This is a genomic window from Paenibacillus solani (genome assembly GCF_001277345.1).
Classification (GTDB): domain Bacteria; phylum Bacillota; class Bacilli; order Paenibacillales; family Paenibacillaceae; genus Paenibacillus_AQ; species Paenibacillus_AQ solani.
In genome coordinates, this window is record NZ_LIUT01000008.1 from 665,333 (window position 1) to 684,126 (window position 18,794).

The 18,794-nt window shown below is 46.9% G+C and carries 19 protein-coding genes; all 19 read left to right on the top strand.

Going from position 1 to position 18,794, the window contains the following annotated elements; genetic code table 11:
* The first annotated feature begins 46 nt into the window (after positions 1 to 46).
* Positions 47 to 610 (top strand): hypothetical protein, encoded by a 564-nt coding sequence (locus tag AM231_RS29345; RefSeq protein WP_054405396.1) that lies wholly within the window; start codon positions 47 to 49, stop codon positions 608 to 610.
* Positions 611 to 791: 181 nt separating this feature from the next.
* Positions 792 to 1,079: an alpha/beta-type small acid-soluble spore protein gene (locus tag AM231_RS27025; RefSeq protein WP_054405397.1), complete on the top strand. Its 288-nt coding sequence runs from the start codon at positions 792 to 794 to the stop codon at positions 1,077 to 1,079.
* Positions 1,080 to 1,305: 226 nt separating this feature from the next.
* The gene (metK, locus tag AM231_RS27030; RefSeq protein ID WP_054405398.1) at positions 1,306 to 2,511 is read left to right on the top strand and encodes a methionine adenosyltransferase; all 1,206 of its coding nucleotides are present in this window, start codon (positions 1,306 to 1,308) and stop codon (positions 2,509 to 2,511) included.
* A 469-nt stretch (positions 2,512 to 2,980) separates the two neighbouring features.
* Positions 2,981 to 5,683 (top strand): phosphodiester glycosidase family protein, encoded by a 2,703-nt coding sequence (locus AM231_RS27035; protein ID WP_054405399.1) that lies wholly within the window; start codon positions 2,981 to 2,983, stop codon positions 5,681 to 5,683.
* A gap of 45 nt (positions 5,684 to 5,728) precedes the next feature.
* Positions 5,729 to 6,883, top strand: coding sequence for a sensor histidine kinase (locus tag AM231_RS27040; RefSeq protein ID WP_054405400.1), 1,155 nt, complete (start codon positions 5,729 to 5,731; stop codon positions 6,881 to 6,883).
* A gap of 4 nt (positions 6,884 to 6,887) precedes the next feature.
* Positions 6,888 to 7,610: a response regulator gene (locus tag AM231_RS27045; RefSeq protein WP_053491174.1), complete on the top strand. Its 723-nt coding sequence runs from the start codon at positions 6,888 to 6,890 to the stop codon at positions 7,608 to 7,610.
* 315 nt (positions 7,611 to 7,925) lie between these two features.
* Positions 7,926 to 8,348: a hypothetical protein gene (locus AM231_RS27050; protein WP_054405401.1), complete on the top strand. Its 423-nt coding sequence runs from the start codon at positions 7,926 to 7,928 to the stop codon at positions 8,346 to 8,348.
* Between the two features lie 314 nt (positions 8,349 to 8,662).
* Positions 8,663 to 10,636, top strand: coding sequence for an ATP-dependent helicase ComFA (locus tag AM231_RS27055; protein ID WP_054405402.1), 1,974 nt, complete (start codon positions 8,663 to 8,665; stop codon positions 10,634 to 10,636).
* 387 nt (positions 10,637 to 11,023) lie between these two features.
* Positions 11,024 to 11,548 carry a ComF family protein gene (locus AM231_RS30125; RefSeq protein ID WP_242615320.1) on the top strand — a complete coding sequence of 175 codons (525 nt, stop codon included), beginning with the start codon at positions 11,024 to 11,026 and terminating at the stop codon, positions 11,546 to 11,548.
* A gap of 239 nt (positions 11,549 to 11,787) precedes the next feature.
* Positions 11,788 to 12,192, top strand: coding sequence for a TIGR03826 family flagellar region protein (locus AM231_RS27065; protein ID WP_054405403.1), 405 nt, complete (start codon positions 11,788 to 11,790; stop codon positions 12,190 to 12,192).
* Positions 12,193 to 12,333: 141 nt separating this feature from the next.
* On the top strand, positions 12,334 to 12,618 hold the full coding sequence (gene flgM / locus AM231_RS27070; RefSeq protein WP_054405404.1) for a flagellar biosynthesis anti-sigma factor FlgM: 285 nt from the start codon (positions 12,334 to 12,336) through the stop codon (positions 12,616 to 12,618).
* A gap of 13 nt (positions 12,619 to 12,631) precedes the next feature.
* Entirely contained in the window at positions 12,632 to 13,132 is a 501-nt protein-coding gene (locus AM231_RS27075; RefSeq protein ID WP_054405405.1) for a flagellar protein FlgN, read from the top strand.
* Positions 13,133 to 13,149: 17 nt separating this feature from the next.
* Complete coding sequence (gene flgK, locus AM231_RS27080) at positions 13,150 to 14,748, top strand: flagellar hook-associated protein FlgK (protein ID WP_054405406.1); 1,599 nt, start codon at positions 13,150 to 13,152, stop codon at positions 14,746 to 14,748.
* 15 nt (positions 14,749 to 14,763) lie between these two features.
* On the top strand, positions 14,764 to 15,687 hold the full coding sequence (gene flgL, locus AM231_RS27085; RefSeq protein ID WP_054405407.1) for a flagellar hook-associated protein FlgL: 924 nt from the start codon (positions 14,764 to 14,766) through the stop codon (positions 15,685 to 15,687).
* The gene (locus AM231_RS27090; RefSeq protein WP_278044652.1) at positions 15,688 to 16,260 is read left to right on the top strand and encodes a DUF6470 family protein; all 573 of its coding nucleotides are present in this window, start codon (positions 15,688 to 15,690) and stop codon (positions 16,258 to 16,260) included.
* 100 nt (positions 16,261 to 16,360) lie between these two features.
* Positions 16,361 to 16,813, top strand: a complete 453-nt coding sequence (gene fliW, locus AM231_RS27095; RefSeq protein ID WP_054405408.1) for a flagellar assembly protein FliW — start codon at positions 16,361 to 16,363, stop codon at positions 16,811 to 16,813.
* 2 nt (positions 16,814 to 16,815) lie between these two features.
* Positions 16,816 to 17,049: a carbon storage regulator CsrA gene (gene csrA, locus AM231_RS27100; RefSeq protein WP_054405409.1), complete on the top strand. Its 234-nt coding sequence runs from the start codon at positions 16,816 to 16,818 to the stop codon at positions 17,047 to 17,049.
* A 151-nt stretch (positions 17,050 to 17,200) separates the two neighbouring features.
* The gene (locus AM231_RS27105; protein WP_054405410.1) at positions 17,201 to 18,289 is read left to right on the top strand and encodes a flagellin N-terminal helical domain-containing protein; all 1,089 of its coding nucleotides are present in this window, start codon (positions 17,201 to 17,203) and stop codon (positions 18,287 to 18,289) included.
* A 125-nt stretch (positions 18,290 to 18,414) separates the two neighbouring features.
* Positions 18,415 to 18,789: a flagellar protein FlaG gene (locus AM231_RS27110; protein WP_242615321.1), complete on the top strand. Its 375-nt coding sequence runs from the start codon at positions 18,415 to 18,417 to the stop codon at positions 18,787 to 18,789.
* Positions 18,790 to 18,794: the final 5 nt, after the last annotated feature.

Below are 18,794 nucleotides of genomic sequence, written 5' to 3' on the forward strand. Positions count from 1 at the left end.
TAGTATTAAGAGTCATGATCTAACCGTGGAGGAGGAAAGAATACGAATGAAGTCATATTGGAAAGTATCAATAGCAGCACTAGCAGTTGGAGCCGGCATATGGATCGGGGCAGTATACAGCAACACCGCCACCGGTGCCGGCACCACCCCAGGCACCACGGACGACCCGGTCGTCACCAAGAGCTACGTAGATCAACAAATTCAGCAGGCACTGAATGGCGGTGGTGGAGGGTCTACGAACCCAACAAACCCAACAAACCCAACAAACCCAACAAACCCAACAAACCCAACAAACCCAACAAACCCTACAAATCCAACTCAGCCATCCCAAAGTGCTGATGAAGTTAAGAACGTTGCGCTGAAACCAGGTAAGATTCTGATTGCCGATGCAGGAACAGAGTTCATTGTGCGTTCAGGTATCGCTGTGATTTACACAGAAGTCGCTAGCGGCGTTGCAGACCTTACGGACGGTAAAGACCTCTTAAATGGTGAAACGGCGCCTAAGAACCATCTGCTTTCCTTCCCGCGTGAAGGTCGCGGCATACAGGTGGAAGAAGGGCAGACGAGCAATCTGATTGTCATGGTACGTGGTGGTTACACTATTAAGTAGGAAGCACTAGGATGCGTTTGGCTCCTGCCATACTTGCTCCATCCTACCGAGAGGCATTAACATCTGTCCTGTATAATCCTCTTATAATTATTGCCAGTAGTGACAACGTTTTATACGTGTGAGTGCTTTGAAATCAACAAATAATACATCTTGTAAAAACCAATACAGGAGGTGTATTTTCATGGCACGCAGCAGTCGTAACCGTCAAGTAGTACCGGAGAGTCGTGAAATGCTGAAGCAAATGAAATACGAAATTGCAGCAGAGTTTGGATTACCCGTGGGATATGCTAGCGGTTCCAATGGAGCCGATACGGAATTTGGCTCTGAGTTAGGAGTCATCGGTGGTGGATCTTCCAGCCGTCGTCCTGGGTGGGGTCATCTAACATCCCGTGAGAATGGATCGGTTGGTGGAGAGATCACTAAACGTTTGGTTCGAAACGCTGAACAAAGTCTCTTCGGTAAATTGTAGTTGTTTTTCAGTTAAAAGCGGAACTTATCCTTGACTAACATCCGATTGAAAAACCCAAGAAAATCCTTGGAAAGCAGCTTACTTACTGGATTGACACCTAGTAACAAATACGTTAATATGCATGTTGAGGATTGTACATTTCAAACCTTTTCCTATCGGAAAAGGTTCATTTTTTGTGTAGGACCTCTTGATATTTCATATACTATTCATATGGGAGGTTGATTTCATGTCTTTAACAGGGCGACGTTTATTTACATCTGAGTCCGTAACAGAAGGACATCCGGATAAAATCTGTGACCAGATTTCCGATGCGGTGCTCGATGCTTTTTTGGCTAATGATCCGAACGCACGTGTAGCTTGTGAGGTTTCCGTAGCGACGGGTCTTGTTTTGGTTATTGGTGAGATTAGCACGAAATCCGAATACGTGGATATTCCATCCATCGTACGTGAAACCGTGAAGGAAATCGGGTATACCCGTGCAAAATACGGTTTTGATTCGAATACTTGTGCGGTGTTAACATCGCTGAATGAGCAATCTGCGGATATTGCACAGGGAGTAAACGCTGCACTGGAGAATCGTGACCCTTCCCAAATGGACGAGGAAACCGAGAACATTGGTGCTGGCGACCAAGGTCTAATGTTTGGTTTTGCAACCAATGAGACACCCGAACTGATGCCTCTTCCGATTGCATTGTCTCACCGCATTGCTCGTCGTTTGTCTGAGGTTCGTAAGAACGGTACGCTGGATTATCTGCGTCCGGATGGCAAAACCCAGGTAACGATCGAGTATGACGGCAACACACCGGTCCGTGTGGATACGATCGTTGTATCGACGCAGCACGCTGAAGAAGCAACGCTGGAGCAAATCCAAAAGGATATTAAAGAACAAGTTATTCTTCCTGTCGTTCCGGCTGAATTGCTGGATGCAGAGACGAAATATTTCATTAACCCTACCGGCCGTTTTGTTATCGGCGGTCCACAAGGTGACGCAGGTCTGACTGGACGTAAGATCATCGTGGACACCTATGGCGGCTACGCTCGTCATGGCGGCGGTGCATTTTCTGGTAAGGATCCGACAAAAGTTGACCGTTCTGCGGCTTATGCGGCTCGCTACGTGGCTAAAAACCTGGTTGCAGCCGGCCTGGCTGACAAATGCGAAATTCAACTGGCCTACGCTATTGGTGTAGCGAATCCGGTATCGATTAGTGTTGATACGTACGGAACAGGTAAAGTAAGCGAAGAGAAACTGGTTGAGCTTGTGCGTAACAACTTCGACCTTCGTCCTGCTGGCATTATCCGTATGCTGGATCTTCGTCGTCCGATCTACAAGCAGACTGCTGCTTATGGACACTTTGGGCGTACCGACCTGGATCTGCCTTGGGAACGCGTAGATAAAGCCGAAGTGCTGAAGGAACAAGCTGGCGTGAACTAAGGGATTTTGAGGTAATCTAAGAATATGTTCTATATGTAAATTTTAGGCTTGTGTGAATTTATTTTTCTGATGAAAATAAATTTGCACAGGCTTATTTTGCTTACGGCACAAAGTAATCTGAGAATCATATGTTGAAGATGAAATTGTTGCAAAAATGTAATAATTAGAAAAGGTATATTCAAGCTGATACTTACACGAAGTATCGGTTCTTTTTGCTGAATAACTGGAAGAATAGGAAAGGATTTAATGACAAACCAGTTACTTTTTAATGAAAACATAGTAAAGCAGGATGGATTTACATAAGGGCCCAATTAATGCTGCTACAATTTCACTAAAACATAGTGTAAGATACGCGAAAGTGATTTTTTATAACAAATTCGTAACTTTTCCTCAAAATTGAAGTCTATTAATTAGAGACTTTAATTGTTCGGCATCCGTGTTGAACGAGAGATGGGAGAGTTACGAATACATGGTTAGTCAGGGGAAATCACTGAAATCTACTAAAACAAGCACTAGCAGGAAATGGTTGATTGTTACATTGGCGGGAGTCATCTGGGTAGGTCCCGTACTGAGCAACGGAATCCCGATGCTGGAGAATATACCTGGTTCCCAGGTAGCTTATGCAGCATCAACCTCAGCGAAGAAGCTGGGTGAGGAGATTATAACCTCTGGTGCGGTTCTGATGAAATATCAGTATACCCACAGCACAGGTGCAAAATCGCTGGCGAATATCATTCGAATCGATTTGCACAACAAATACGTTAAACTGGACGTTATGGCGGGTCAGGGAAATCAATTTACAACGAGACAAAGCACAGGCGGAATGGCTAAGGAGAATGGCGCTGTTGCAGCAATCAACGGTGACTTCTTTATTACCGGCGCAGAAGGAGCGCCTATGGGAGCTCAAGTCTCCAATGGTCAATTGATGTCATCTCCTTCGGAGCTTAAGGGAATGTATGCTTTTGCAGTAACGAATGATGGCAAGCCGATCCTGGATGAGTATTCTTTTTCGGGAAGCATCAGGGCTGAGAATGGAGCCGCTTTCCCGCTGGCAGGCATAAATAAAACAGCGTATACCCCTGAAGGCACAGATTCAAAATTCAGCCATGTGAATGCCGCTTATATATACACGAGTGCATGGAAGGCGCTGGAACGGCCGAAGAATAGCTCGAGCACACCAACCGAAGTAATGGTGACGGATGGGGTTATTACGGATATTTCGGTGATGGCGGGTCTGCCTACTGCAGTGCCTAAAGGGAGCTATATTCTTCGCACCCATGGTGCGGCAGCAGAGTTTGTGAAGAACAATCTGGCCGTAGGCGAGAAGCTGCACGCAGATTATACGCTTGTGTCGAAGAAATCCGGTCAAAAGCTGGATCCTGCAAACCTGCAGATGATGATTGGCGGGCATACGATCCTGGTGGATAACGGAAAAGCGACTTCTTTTTCAAGAAATGTGAACGATCTTGGAGGCAGTCGTGCTCGCACAGCTGTTGGATATTCCAAAGACGGACGCTACGCTTATCTGATAGCTACCGAAAGCAATTCTAATAGTAAAGGCATGACGCTGCAGCAGCTTCAGGATTTTATGATGAAGGCTGGGGTCTGGAAGGGCATGAACCTCGACGGCGGAGGATCAACAACGATGGTAAACCGTCCGCTGGCCGAGATGAATACGCAGTTGACTTTTAACACTGAATACGGGACCACACAGCGCAGTATTGCTAACGCACTCGGTGTGTTCTCTACAGCGCCACAGGGCAGCTTGAAGGGCTTGAAAGTGAGCGGAAGCAGCACGCTTCTGATCGGACAAACGGGATCGTATGAGCTCAAAGGCTATGACACCTACTACAATCCAATCGAAGCAGGCTCCATCAAACCGACCTGGAAATCCAGCAACGGAAATCTGGCAATCAACGGACAAAACATTAAAGCAACGAAGCCGGGAACATCGACACTGACAGCGATCAGCGGCAGCACAAAAGCAACGATGCAGGTGAAGGTGCTGGGTGCAGAGGATATCGCAGCCTTGACCACGGGCGTATCTAGTGCGCCGCTTCAGGCGGGTACTAGCGTCTCTGTACCGGTTACAGCCGTAACGACCAATGGTCAGAGCCTGGAAGTTCCAAGCAGCGCACTGAAATGGGAGTTTATCGGATTTAAAGGCAGCGTTCAAGATGGGCGACTGACCGTATCCTCCGTGGATAGCAATACCAAGGTGGGTTATGCGATTGCTCGTTACGATGGCTTTAGCACAGTCGTTATTTTATCGGCTGCAGGTGAGAGCACATGGGAGAACTTTGAGAATGTTAATTACCCGGTGAAGTTTACGACCAATGTGCCGGCTGTCACTGGAACCGTCGCAATTCAAAATGGCAGCGGTACAAAAGCCAAATCGAAAGTGCTGAACTTGACCTATGATATGACAGGCGGTTTAGGGCAGAAGATGTACGCATATGCCGAGTTAAATGGCACAACAGGCAAAACGATTCCGGCACAAGCGACGTCGATGACGATCGATGTGGAGGGAGATAACAGCCTGAACTGGCTGCGTGCCGAGCTTAAGGACAATAACGGGAAAACCGTCTATGTCGATCTGGCCAAAGCGATTGATTGGAGCGGCTGGAAGACACTGAACATTGACCTGAGCGGATCTAACATCGCATTCCCTGCGCAGATGAAGCGGCTGTATGTGGTTAATGTGGAGGAAGGTCAGGACGAGCGTGCATTGACGGGCACTGTATCTTTTGATGATATCCGCTTTACCATGCCATCCCTATCAGGCAATGAGGGACTTCCGACTGGGAAAGCCATTATGGCCATTGGACAAAAATCGATGATGCTAAATGGTTCAAAAGTGGCCATCGATTCGGCACCGATCTTGAAGAATGGCACGACTTACGTTCCGATTAAACATGTGCTCGACGCGTTTGGCGGACAAGCTACCTGGAATCAATCGGCTCAACGGGTAGGCGTTCTAAGAGGCGGCATGCTTATGGAACTGACGGTTGGCAAGAAGGAATTCATACTAAATGGCAAGCGCAGTTCGGCTGCTGTAGCTCCAATGGTACAAGGAGGTAGGACTTTGGTCCCTCTCCGTCTCGTTTCCGAGCAATTAGGCCTTAAAGTAAAATGGGACAAGAAAACGAAGACCGTCACGATCGAATCATGATATGGTATGATATGTATATGAAACGTTAGAAATGGAGTAGAGTGCGTGGATTATCAAGCCGATGCCATCGACCGTGTCATAAAGAATGCCATCCAAGTGATGGAGGACAGCAAATACCAGATGTTCGAAATATTGGAGGCGTCGCGTCAGGAGCTGGCGTCTCTCAATCATGAGCTGCAGCGAACGTTAAAAGAAACAACGGAAACCTTGGAGAAGGTAGATCAGTTAGAGCTGAATTACCGACGTTCCCGAATCCGGCTGACCGCGGTCAGCCGGGATTTTGTTCGGTATAAGGAAGAGGACATCAAGCAAGCGTATGAGAAAGCAACGCAGCTTCAGCTTGACCTCATGATTTACCGAGAGAAGGAAATGTATCTGAAGGCAAGACGGGATGAGCTGCAAAAGCGGGTTCGCAATGTCGAGAACTCGGTGGAGCGCGCAGAATCGATCGGATCTCAAATGGGCGTCGTGCTGGAATACTTGTCCGGTGAGCTCGGCCAGGTATCCCGGATTATCGAATCTGCGAAGAATAGACAGGTGATTGGCCTGAAGATTATTCTGGCTCAGGAAGAAGAACGGAAGCGCATCTCCAGAGAGATTCACGATGGACCTGCGCAATTGTTGGCGAATCTGGTTCTTAGGACGGAAATTGTAGAAAGAATGCTGGCAAAGCAGGAATTTAAGATGGTGCAGGACGAAATAGTAGATTTAAAAGGCCAGGTTCGATCGAGCCTGGAGGAAATGCGAAAAGTCATTTTTAATCTGCGTCCAATGGCACTCGATGATCTAGGATTAATCCCCACACTGCGTAAATATGTGCATGATTATGAAGAGAAGGCGAAAATCCGCACGATCTTCGAGACACGGGGTAAAGAGCATCGTCTCTCTTCTGCGATGGAGGCTGCCATCTACCGGCTGGTGCAGGAAGCACTTTCGAATGCTGCAAAACATGCTTACCCGACTTATGTGCTTGTTGAAATTACGTACCAGGCGCAATTGGTCAAAATTGTTGTCCATGATAATGGCCTGGGATTCAATGTCAATTTGCTGGAGCAGAAAAGCAAGGACCACTTTGGGTTAATTGGCATGCGGGAGAGGGTTGAGCTGCTCGAAGGGAGAATGGAGATCGAATCAGCTGAGAATCAAGGAACCAAGATCGTGATTCATATCCCGACGAACGTAGAAAAGAGAAAGGAGTAATCGGATGGAACATTTGGAAAAAGAGAACACGATTATAAAGGTATTATTAGCGGATGACCACCAGCTGTTTAGGGAGGGACTGAAGCGTATACTGAATATGGAGGACGACATTGACGTGATCGGCGAGTGCGGCGATGGCATTCAAGTGCTTGAGTTCTGTAACGAAACCAAGCCGGACATCGTGCTGATGGATATCAACATGCCGACCGAGAATGGCGTTCAAGCTACCGAGAAGCTGCGTGAAATGTTCCCGGAGATCAAGGTCATCATTCTGTCGATTCATGACGATGAAAGCTATGTGTTTGAAACGCTCCGTAAGGGAGCTAACGGTTACCTCCTGAAGGATATGGAAGCCGAGTCACTGATTAATGCGATTCGTTCGGTACACGAAGGATATGCTTTTATTCATCCGAAGGTAACGGGCAAGCTGATTCAGCAGCTCCGTCGTATGACTTATGTTAATGAAGCAGGCGCCATGGCGGAGGGCGGTTCGCGCGAAGCGGGAGTCAAGTTTGTGGCTGGTGAGAACAACCCATTGACTAGACGCGAAGCAGAAGTGCTTAGACTAATGGCAGAAGGCAAGAGCAACAAGATGATTGGGGAATACCTGTTCATTAGTGAGAAAACTGTAAAAAACCATGTCAGCAGTATATTGCAAAAGATGGAAGTGGACGACCGTACACAAGCGGTTATCAACTCGATCAAATATGGCTGGGTGACATTGTAACCGTCGTTCCGAATGCACGGACGCGTCTTACATAGGGAGGGAACTGCCAAGGGGCGGTTCCTTTTTGTTATGTTATATATTTTTCTTTAGATATCAGAGTGTATAAGCAATGAAGCAAGGGCGTCTTGATATCGCAAGAAAAACTACTACCTCTAAACGCGGTCTGACTTCTTAGAAGCAACTTCGATATATGTTTTTCTTATGACTAGGGTATTCAGCCGTTCCCCGCAGGCTTTGTGTGGGCTTCCGTTATATAACTGTCACCGACCCCTCTTGATCCGCATATATTGTTGATAAGAGAAGGAGGTGAGTCTCATGGTTGCCCAACTGCTGTGGATACTCGCGGTGTACGGGATCGCTGTAGCTCTGGTTCATATCATGCATGCCCGTCATCTCAGAAGAGCCGGTGATGGTACGGGGCGGCGCAAGCATTATGTGCTGATCACGTCCAACCATGAGCGGCAGGTGGAATGGTATTTGAGAGCCCTTTCATGGTATGCCCTGCTGAGCGGGACGCGCGTGCGTGTCACCGTCCTTGATGACCAGTCGTATGACGACACGTTGAAGATTGTCCAAAGATTAACTCATATGTCTGGAATCGAATTGGTGTATGGGACCCTGCCATCCGGTGATTCAACAGCACGGGAGCAGCATGTTGATCATGATGAAGATGAAACCATACGGATTGATCTAAGAAACTCTTTGGAGGTAATTCCCATTCCTTATGTACAGGGATAATCTTCAACTAGTGGTTACGGCCCCTTGGATGTTACTCATATTAATGAAGGCGTGAAGCACACTCCGACCGCGTGAGCGAAGGGGTGTGCTTTTTACTTTGCATTATTGCAGATGGGGCAAGATGGATGTTGTGGATAGCGAGGACTTTTTGGAAAAGATGCCTTGGCCTATTGTGCGGACGGTACGTGGATCTGGGCATGCTTGGATGGTTATCAGCCATACAGCGTAAAGGCTGGTTGTGCTTGAATAAATGGCCTCTTAATGAATAGTGTATTGAACAGTTTAAGTTATTTCCGGGTATGGGAGTTGGTGTTATGCAAATAGTAATCTACGCCATTCGAACTTCGGAGAAGTGGGAGTGTTACCTCACGCTGGATATGAGGGTTGATCTGGAGTGGTGGTATGGAATGAGGCTGCGACCGAATCGGAATGCAAGCATGCGGCCATTCGTGCTGTTATCCATGAACTGTCCACTCGGATGGGCAGTGGAGCTTCGGAACGGCTTTAGACCGATGAGTGAAATGGACAATTGGGGAAACCGAGAATGGCAGCGATATGTATATCAGCGTCTTAGCACGTTCATTCTTCAAGAACCGGAAAGCAACAGGCAGCGATGGGCGGAATGCGTGCGGAACGTTCGAATACTGGAGAAGCACACTCTGGTTTCATATGTTGAGAATCCAGATGGCAATCAAGGTTCGAAGTTAGTTGGGGTCCCGGAACAGAGAATTGGGGGTCAGGAACAGGAAGAGGCATGGATTGTTATAAAAAGCCCAACTGGGGTCAAGGCAGGTGGGGATGAATTGATGCAGCAAGCGGAGCTGCTGATTGAATGCATGGCAGGACGAGCCTTGCTTGCTGGCGAGGTCGAAGCTTTGCTGGCGGAGGTCGCCGGGAATTACGGCGACTGGCGCTCCGCGGCCCAGCTTGGCATCCTGCTGGGCCGCCTGCGCTTGGAAGCGGGGCTGGTTCAGCCCGCCCCGGGTAGTGCGCCCGGCTGGCTCCGCCGCCGGGCCAGGGCCCCCCGCTGCCGGCGCTGCGGCAGCGAGGCCAAGAGCCGCACGGCATGCGCCGCGTGCGGCTCGGCGGCTTGCGCCTACTGCGAGGCCTGCCTCGCGATGGGGCGCAGCCGCGCTTGTGCCCTGCTGCTGCAAGGCATAGCAGGGTCGGCCGTGCGGGGCACGGCCGGGGGTTCCCCCTCCGCGGCCTTGGGCCGGTGGGGGCTGAGCCCAGCGCAGAGCGTCGCCGCTGGCGCTGCGCTGCGGTTCTTGGCGGAGCCGCCCGCAGGGGGCTCCGCAGGGCTCGCCCGGTTTCTCATCTGGGCGGTAACGGGAGCCGGAAAGACCGAAATGATCTTTCCGCTGTTGCAGTCGATCCTGGATGCGGGAGGGCGCGTCCTGGTGGCAGCCCCAAGACGCGACGTGGTGCTGGAGCTCGCTCCCCGGTTATCCAAAGCTTTTCCGGATGAGACGGTGGTCACGCTATATGGGGGAAGTCCCGAGCGTTGGAAGCGGGGCAGTATCACCCTCGCCACGACACATCAGCTGCTGCGTTTTCGTGGCGCATTTGACCTGGTTGTCATTGATGAGATTGATGCATTCCCATATCATAATGATCCCATGCTCGATTATGCCGCCAGAGGGGCCAGCAAGCCGGGCGGAAAATACATCTACTTGTCTGCTACTCCGCCGGCGCCGCTGCAGCGGGAGGCGGCTGCAGGCCGCTTGCCTCATGCCAAAGTTCCGGCGCGTTTTCATGGACATCCGCTGCCTGTACCGCGCAAGCTGAAAATGCCTCCTGTGAAACGCTGCTTACAAGAGAAGAAGCTTCCCGCATTATTGGTTCGCAGTCTAAGTGCCTCCTTGCAACGTGGCGCCCAAGTGTTTCTGTTCGTTTCCCGGATCAAGCATATTGAGCCTTGTTTGGAGCTGCTTCGACAGGCCATTGCTAATATGCCGATTGAAGGGACTTCCTCCATCGATCCTGAACGGGCTAGCAAAGTGATGTCCTTCCGTAACCGGGAGATTCGCCTGCTCGTGACCACGACTATCCTTGAACGCGGGGTAACCGTTCCCAAAAGCGATGTGTTTATATTGGATGCAGACAGCGAGCTATTTGATGAAGCTGCGCTCATTCAAATGGCCGGTAGGGCAGGCCGGTCCAAGGATGATCCGGCAGGACGGGTGGTGTTAGCAGCCCCCCAGTGGACGCGTAGCCAAAACCTGGCGGTTCGGCAGATCAAAGCGATGAACCGAATCGCGAGCAAAGGCGGGTACTTGCGTATTTAGGAAGAAGGAAATGGAGGTATTCATTTATGGTTAATAAATATTTTAAAATTTTATTGGAGCGGCTCTACCTTTTGCTTGCTCCCATTCGTGAGGACTGCCTAACCTGTTCCATGAGAACCTCTTCGCTAGATAGACGTTATGGGATATGTCATAAGTGCAGCGCGGCTATTCCGTGGATTGTTTCGCCGCGATGTCTAATTTGCGGAAGAGGCATCGGTTGTCCCGACTGCAGCCGAACCTCGAATGGAAAGCGCTACTTCATCGCAAACCGTAGTGCAGTATTTTATAATGGAGACATGCGGGAATGGCTTGCGCAGTATAAGTACCGGGGCCAGGAGCGATATGCGCCCTTATTAGTACGGATGCTGGACAGGGCTTTTGGAGCTAATGATTAACGAATGTAGAGCTTTAGAATCAGAAGACTCGAAGGCAGTTCGGAGCAGGATCAAGAATACACAGTTACTGGCAAACACGCCGCCTTGGAACATCGATATCATTACATCGGTGCCGGTCAGTGGACAACGGCTGCTGGAACGGGGCTTTAATCAAGCCGAAGTATTGGGCCGTGGTCTGGCCCGGAAGAGGAATATTCCCTATCTGAATCTGCTGACTCGAGAGCGCCACTCGGATAAACAGAGCTTTAAGAGTCGTACCGCACGAAAGAAGGATATGAATGGTATTTTTGAGCTTGATCCGATAGCGGATGAGGCTTTTGAAAAGTTGATATCTGCCAACCGTTACAGAGAAGGAGATAACGTGTCCGGAAGAGGTCAGCCGTTACGTATTCTAATGATAGATGATATCTATACGACGGGGAGCACAGTAAATGCCTGTTCTCGGGTATTATGCCGATTGGAACCCATTTTGCAGAAGCCGATAGAAGTATTTTGTTTAACTTGGGCACGTTCTTAATTGCTACCGGAAGCATTTAATACAGGACAAAATATGAAGTTCTAAAGCTAATGGGGATAGGCGTGATAAAATGTAATCTTATAGAAGTTGGCGATACACCACTACATAGTTGTTTATTAATAATAAATTTGCTTTGAAAATGGGGGGCGCGAACAATTCAAACGTATCAGTTAGAATAAAGGATATGATATAATTGGTAGCATAGGTATAGAGATGCATTATGCCAATGGAGGTTTATCATGAATATAGGGAATTGTCCTAAGTGTGGGAAGCTGTACGCGTTAAATCTCAAAGAGATGTGCGGCAATTGTCTGAAGGAAATCGAGCTTGAATACGAGCGCTGTGTTGAGTTTTTAAGAGAACAAAGAGGGGCGACCATAAATGAGGTCTCTGAAGCAACAGAGGTTTCAATTCGCCAGATTACCCGCTTTATCAAGGAAGGACGAATATCGGTAGCCGATGCGCCCAATATGAATTATCCTTGCGAGGTTTGTGGAATCTTAATACGCGAAAGTAATATGTGTGATTCTTGTCGAGCTCGTTTAACCAAAGAACTGCGACAGGCTGTGTCTGAGGATAAGAGCGGGACAGATGATTATCGTACAGGAAATGGTGCCTACAATGCCATAGATAAGCTCCGTTAAGCAAACGATACAAATGTACTATTAAATATGTTTTAATATCCGCCGATAATCTTAGTAAAGGTTATCGGTTGTTTTATAGTGATTTCAGATAATGCACATAATTAACTTTCATACAACCTTTATAAAGAGGAAGGTGGAAACATGAAAATTAACGAAACTGGACGTGTTGGTGGGATTAACTCCTATAAACGTAATATGGATATACCACGGCAAGAAGGGCAGAAGACTAACCGCAAGAAAGACGAGATCTCCATTTCTGCAGAAGCTATGGAAATGCTTCAAGCTAAGGATAAAACCATAGATGCCGAACGGGCACAAAAAATTCAGGATCTCAAATCCAGAGTTTCTGCAGGCACCTATCATGTAGATGCCGATAAGCTCGCTGATAAGCTTATTCCTTATTTCAAACAGTTTCCAGAGAGCTAAAGGAGCCTAATCAATGAATGTAACAGCTTTTAATGATGTCTTGGAGAAGTTGAATTCTGTATACAGAGATATGCTTGAATTAGCAGAATTAAAGAGACAGGCCATAATAGATAATGATGTAGACAGCATTATACAGCTCATGACAAGGGAAACCAAAGGTGTAAAAGCGATAGAGCAGCTGGAGACTCAACGACAGGAAATGGTGAATGCATTTTTACAGAGTCGAGGCATTAAATCACAGCTGCAGTTAACAATGACTGAACTTGTGAGGTTGGTTTTTGACCAGGATGAGAAGGCAAGATTGATGCAAATACAGACCCGATTGTCCGAGACCTTAAATGATCTTAAGGAGAAGAACAATCTAAACCAGCACTTGATGAAGCAATCACTGGATTTTATTGATTTATCGCTGGATTTGCTGACAGGTAAACCAGCTCAGGATATGACATATCAACCCCCAACTAAACGAAGCAGTGGAGCAGGCAGTCCTGGAATCTTTGATACTCGTGCCTAATGACAGGAGGATAATTCATGGCATCAACTTTTCACTCAATAGAAACAGCCAAGCGCAGCTTGTTTACTCAGACGGCAGCATTAGGAACAACAGGTCATAATATTGCTAATGCTAACACGGAAGGGTACTCGCGGCAGACGGTAAGGATGACAGCTTCTCGACCTATGGAAGCATACGGTATTCAGAGATCGGTTTTTCCAGGACAACTCGGAACAGGCGTGGAGTTCACCTCCATAGACCGGATTCGTGAAATGTTCCTTGACGATCAGTTTCGGGGAGAGAACAATATGTTCGGTAGCTGGAGTATTCAAGCTGATACCCTAGAGAAACTGGAAGCTATATTCAATGAACCGTCAGATACGGGAATTCGTACAGTGATGGATAAGTTCTTCACATCTTGGTCGGATTTGAGCAAGAATCCTGAAGACCCAACTGCACGTAAAGTAGTAGCACAAACGGCACAAGCTTTTACAGATGCTCTCAATTATATGAGTAAGCAAATAGATAATCTGGATTCGGATCTGAATAAGAATGTAGCTCTTAAAGGTATGGAAGTCCAGAATCATTTATCAACGATCGCAGATTTGAACCGTTCGATTGCTCGGATTGAAGGGTTAGGTGATAATGCGAATGATCTTCGCGATCAGCGTGACCTGATCACAGATAAACTATCCAAAATTATGAATATTACCGTTGTTGAAGATGAAACGGGATATAACGTCTCAGTTGGCGGAACAGCCTTGGTACAGGGCGCAGAGATTGCTGTAGCTAATGTGGATGCTGCATTTTTGGAGACTGCGTTCGCTTCAGGGGCTCTGTCGGGTGGTGAAATTCATGGAATGATGGTATCGAGGAATACCATTATCACGAACTATAGAAGTCAATTGAACAATCTGGCGAATACGATTGTCAATGGAGAGATCACCGTTACCATTCCAGCAGGTTCAAGAATACCGGAGAATACAACATTTGACGTTGAGGTGGAAGTATCCCTTAACGGAGATATTAGCACGATTCCAGCGGGACAACAGATTCCTCAAGGGGCAGTGTTAAATCAAGGCGCTGATTTAAAGGTTGCAGGGTTGAACGGCCTTCATATGCTTGGTTATACCATGGATGGAACTATGACGCCAGGATTGCCATTTTTCGTGGCTGCCGGTGGCGGAACAACAATAACAGCTGGAAATATCAGTTTTAATCCCGTAATCGCTTCTGATCCGAGCAAAATCGCAACTTCGATGCGAACAACAGGAACAGGTACTGATGAGACTGTGGTTAAAGGTAATAATACGTTGGCATTATTGATTGCTAATCTGAATGTTACGAAGTTTACGGATGTATCAGGCAAAGAGGGAACCATTGGTTCTTTCTATAGCTCGATGATTGGACAATTGGGTATTGAAGCACAGGAAGCTAATCGTCAGACGGATAATTCGGTTTTTCTGGTATCGCAAGTTGAGAGCCGTCGACAATCTGTAAGCGGCGTCTCTTTGGATGAAGAAATGTCGAATATGATTAAGTTTCAGCATGCGTATAGTGCCGCTTCCCGTTTTATGACCACATTTGATGAGTTATTGAATAAATTAATTAATTCTACCGGCGTGGTCGGTCGATAAAGGAGGCCATAGCGAATGTTAAGAGTCACTTCGAATATGATGAACTCGCAGTTAATGCTGAACTTGAATCGTAACGCCCGGTCTATGAATAATACGCAGCTTCAGCTTTCTACCGGACGCAAAGTGAATAGACCTTCCGATGATCCCGTAGCCATGACGTACTCACTCCGTTATCGAACAGAGCTGAACTCTAATGATCAGTATCGGAGTAATGTGGACAGCGCCCTGTCCTGGCTTGATTATAATGACACCACTGTTGGACAGGTGGGCGATATTATTAAGCGCTTGAAGGATCTGACAATTCAAGCCTCGAATTCAACGAATCCGCCGGAAGCGCTGACCGGAATACAAACCGAGGTAGAGCAGCTGAAGGAACAGTTAATCGATATCGGGAACAGCAAGTTAAACGGGAAGTACATATTCAACGGTCAGATGTACGATAAGAAACCGTACGATTTTCCGAAGGATGCGAATCATCTTTCCGATACTAGTAATGCAGGTAAGGTACCAACTGACCCAGGTAACATTAATTTTATTGTCGGTGAGAGTGTACAACTTCCGATTAATGTTACGGGCGATTCCATCTTTGGAGCTTCCGGTGAGGACGATCATTTATTCTTAATGATAGATCGACTTACCGACGCGTTGGGCAAAAGTGAGTTCGATGTGATTTCTGCCCAGTTGGACAAACTCGATACTCGGATGGATAAGGTTCTGACCGTCCGGGCCGAGATCGGTGCCAAGACTAATCGCGTGGAGCTGATGGCAGGAAGACTTGAGGATATGGGTATCAATTTAACGGATCTTCAATCTAAAGCCGAGGATGCAGATTATGAGAAATTGATTATTCAATCTAAGATCCAGGAGAGTATTTATAATGCTTCTCTTTCGGTAGGGGCGAAGATTATCTCCACCACACTTGTTGATTTTATGAGGTAGGTGTTGTTCTTGATTCCACAGATTCAAATTCGTCAACAGCCGACTGTTATGGAGTTTCAATCTCAAAGTGCCGGGATATCGATACGACAGCCACGACCGGATATGGAAATTACAACGTCTCAAGCCAAAATGGACTTTAATCAGCCTCGCCCTGATATGGAGATTGATCAGCATCAGGCGTGGAGGGCTTATAACGGTGGAACAGCTCTTGAAATGAACCAGCAGATCTATTCCGAGCTGCCTGCCTTATTCCTTGAAGGACTTGCCAAACGGGTGGAGCAGGGGAACCAGCTGGCCAAATTTCATCTGCCAGGGAATTCGGTCGCTGAAGTTTATGGTTCGGACTGGAAACGTGATCCCTTTGTAGAATACCGTGCACCGGCATCATATGATAATGTTGAAATTCATGTTAGGCGCAACCCACCAGTCATTACGATTGATCCGGTCGCCCCTCAGATCACAGCTCAAGCCAATGATCCGGAGATTGACTTTCACCCGGGAAATCTGAGCATTCAGGTGAAGCAGTATGCCTCCATTCAGATCATACCGCCGCAGATAGATATAACTATGTAAATAAATTTTAGACAAGCTATAAGGTGAGTTACATCATCTATAGCTTGTTTTCATTCATTTTTGACAGTTTCCTATAGAGGACAGAGGAGTGAAATCGACGATGATAGTAGAGACAGCTCAGTTTGGTCAGATCGAGGTGCCAGATGAAAGAATATTTTCGTTTGAAAAAGGAATCCCTGGATTTGAAAGTCATACCCGATTTGCAGTGATCGAGCTTCAGGAAGGGCCGTTTGCGTATTTGCAATCTTTGGAAGACAGCCATATTGCTTTACTAATTACAGAGCCCTTTATGTTCTATAAAGATTATGAGTTTGACTTGCCTGAATCTGTAGTGGAAGAGATGAACATAGAATCGGATCTCATGATTCGCAACATCGTTACTCTGAATGTAAAACCTGAACAATGCACGATTAATTTGTTAGCTCCTTTAGTGTTTAACATAGCTAATAAGCGCGGAAGGCAGGTCATTCTCCACTCCTCAGACTACAAATCACGTCATCCGCTATGGCCAGAGCGTGAGAGTTCATCTCAAATTGAAGGGGCGGGTGAATAGGTATGCTGGTATTGTCGCGAAAAAAGGGAGAATCCATCATCATTGAGGATGAGATTGAGATTACCGTGCTGGGTGTGGATGGTGACAATGTAAGGTTGGGGATTAAAGCGCCAAAAAATGTAGATGTATTCCGGAGAGAGGTGTACTTATCCATTCAAGAAGCCAACCTCGAATCAGCTCAACAGTCATCCGTTGATATAGGAGAATTGCTGAAACATTATAAAAGCCCAAAATAAATTTTTGAAACAGGAAAAAAACTATAAAGTTGTATGAATCACATGACGATATATGAATTAGACGCTATTTCGGAGGGGCGGCCGACCTTAACGAAAGCAAGCGAAATCCACATGGATGTGGGATAAACCATTTCAAGGAGGAAATTTTAAAATGAGAATTAACCACAATATTGCTGCACTGAACACTCACCGTCAATTGGGTGCTAACACTGGTGCTTCTTCTAAAAACCTGGAGAAATTGTCTTCCGGTCTTCGTATCAACCGTGCAGGTGATGATGCTGCAGGCTTGGCAATCTCCGAAAAAATGCGTGGACAAATCCGCGGTTTGGATATGGCTCAAAAGAACGCTCAAGATGGTATCTCCCTGATCCAAACAGCTGAAGGTGCGTTGACTGAAACTCACAGCATCCTGCAACGTATGCGTGAGCTTGCAGTTCAAGCTTCTTCCGATACTAACGAAGGCGTTGACCGCGAGAAGCTTCAAGCTGAAGTTAACGAGCTGGCTAAAGAAATCACACGTATTTCAACAGATACTGAGTTCAACAACCAAAAAGTGCTGAATGGCGATTTCTCCGATAAGACATTCCATATCGGTGCTAACTCTGGCCAAAATATTAAGCTGAGCATTGGTGATATGAGCGCAGAGCAATTGGGAGTTTCTCAAAAGGTTACAGCTGATAGTGACGATCTGAAGAATGCTGCTGGAGACATTGTAGGTAGTTGGCAAGCTGCTGAAGCTGCTAAAGATGCAGTCCCTGGAACCCCGGGTACACCTGCAGAAATTGACCCTAATGATGGATCAGAAATAACTCCTGCTGTTCCAGGAACTCCAGCTCAACCAGCTCAAGCAGCTAAAGCCGCTGGCTACTATGATACAGATGGTAACTTACTTTTTAAAGCTGATGCTGCATTGGATGCAGATGCAGAGGTTAACCTCGCGGTTAACATTTCGTCGCAAACTACTGCTGACAAAGCAATCACAACAATTAATGATGCTCTGAACAAAGTTTCCGAAGAGCGTTCCAAATTGGGTGCGAACCAAAACCGTTTAGAGCACACCATCAACAACCTGGGTGCTACTTCCGAGAACTTGACTGCTGCTGAATCCCGTATTCGCGATGTAGACATGGCGAAAGAAATGATGGACTTCACGAAGAACAACATCCTTACCCAAGCAGCTCAAGCTATGTTGGCTCAAGCGAACCAACAGCCACAAGGCGTTCTTCAATTGCTTCGTTAATATTTATACAATTTCAAGGACCTTGGATATCCTACCAAGGTCCTTTTTTGTTGTTAGTACTAATAGATTGCGATCTTTTATCCGATATAAGTAACAATAGTATTCTTACGAAGGTAGGTGCCAAGGTGAATCTGCAAATTTCGATTACAGGAAATCCTTCGGCTTCGAACATTATGTATAATCAGCCACCTAAGAATGATATCGAGGCTAGACCACTTGTGAGTCAAGAGAAAGAGCTTCAACGTATGGAGCGTCAAGGTGAGTATGTTACCTTAGGTGAGCAGCAGCTTGTTCGCTCTATCGATCGAGCAATTAAGGCATTACAGGGACCGGAGACGATGGTTGAAGTCAATGTGCATGAGAAAACACAAGCGATCATGATCAAAGTATTGAATAAAGAAACTGGGGAACTGATTAGGGAAATTCCACCCGAGAAGACGTTAGAGATTGTAGCGAAGATGATGGAATTTGCTGGACTTATTATTGACGAACGCAGATAGGAGGC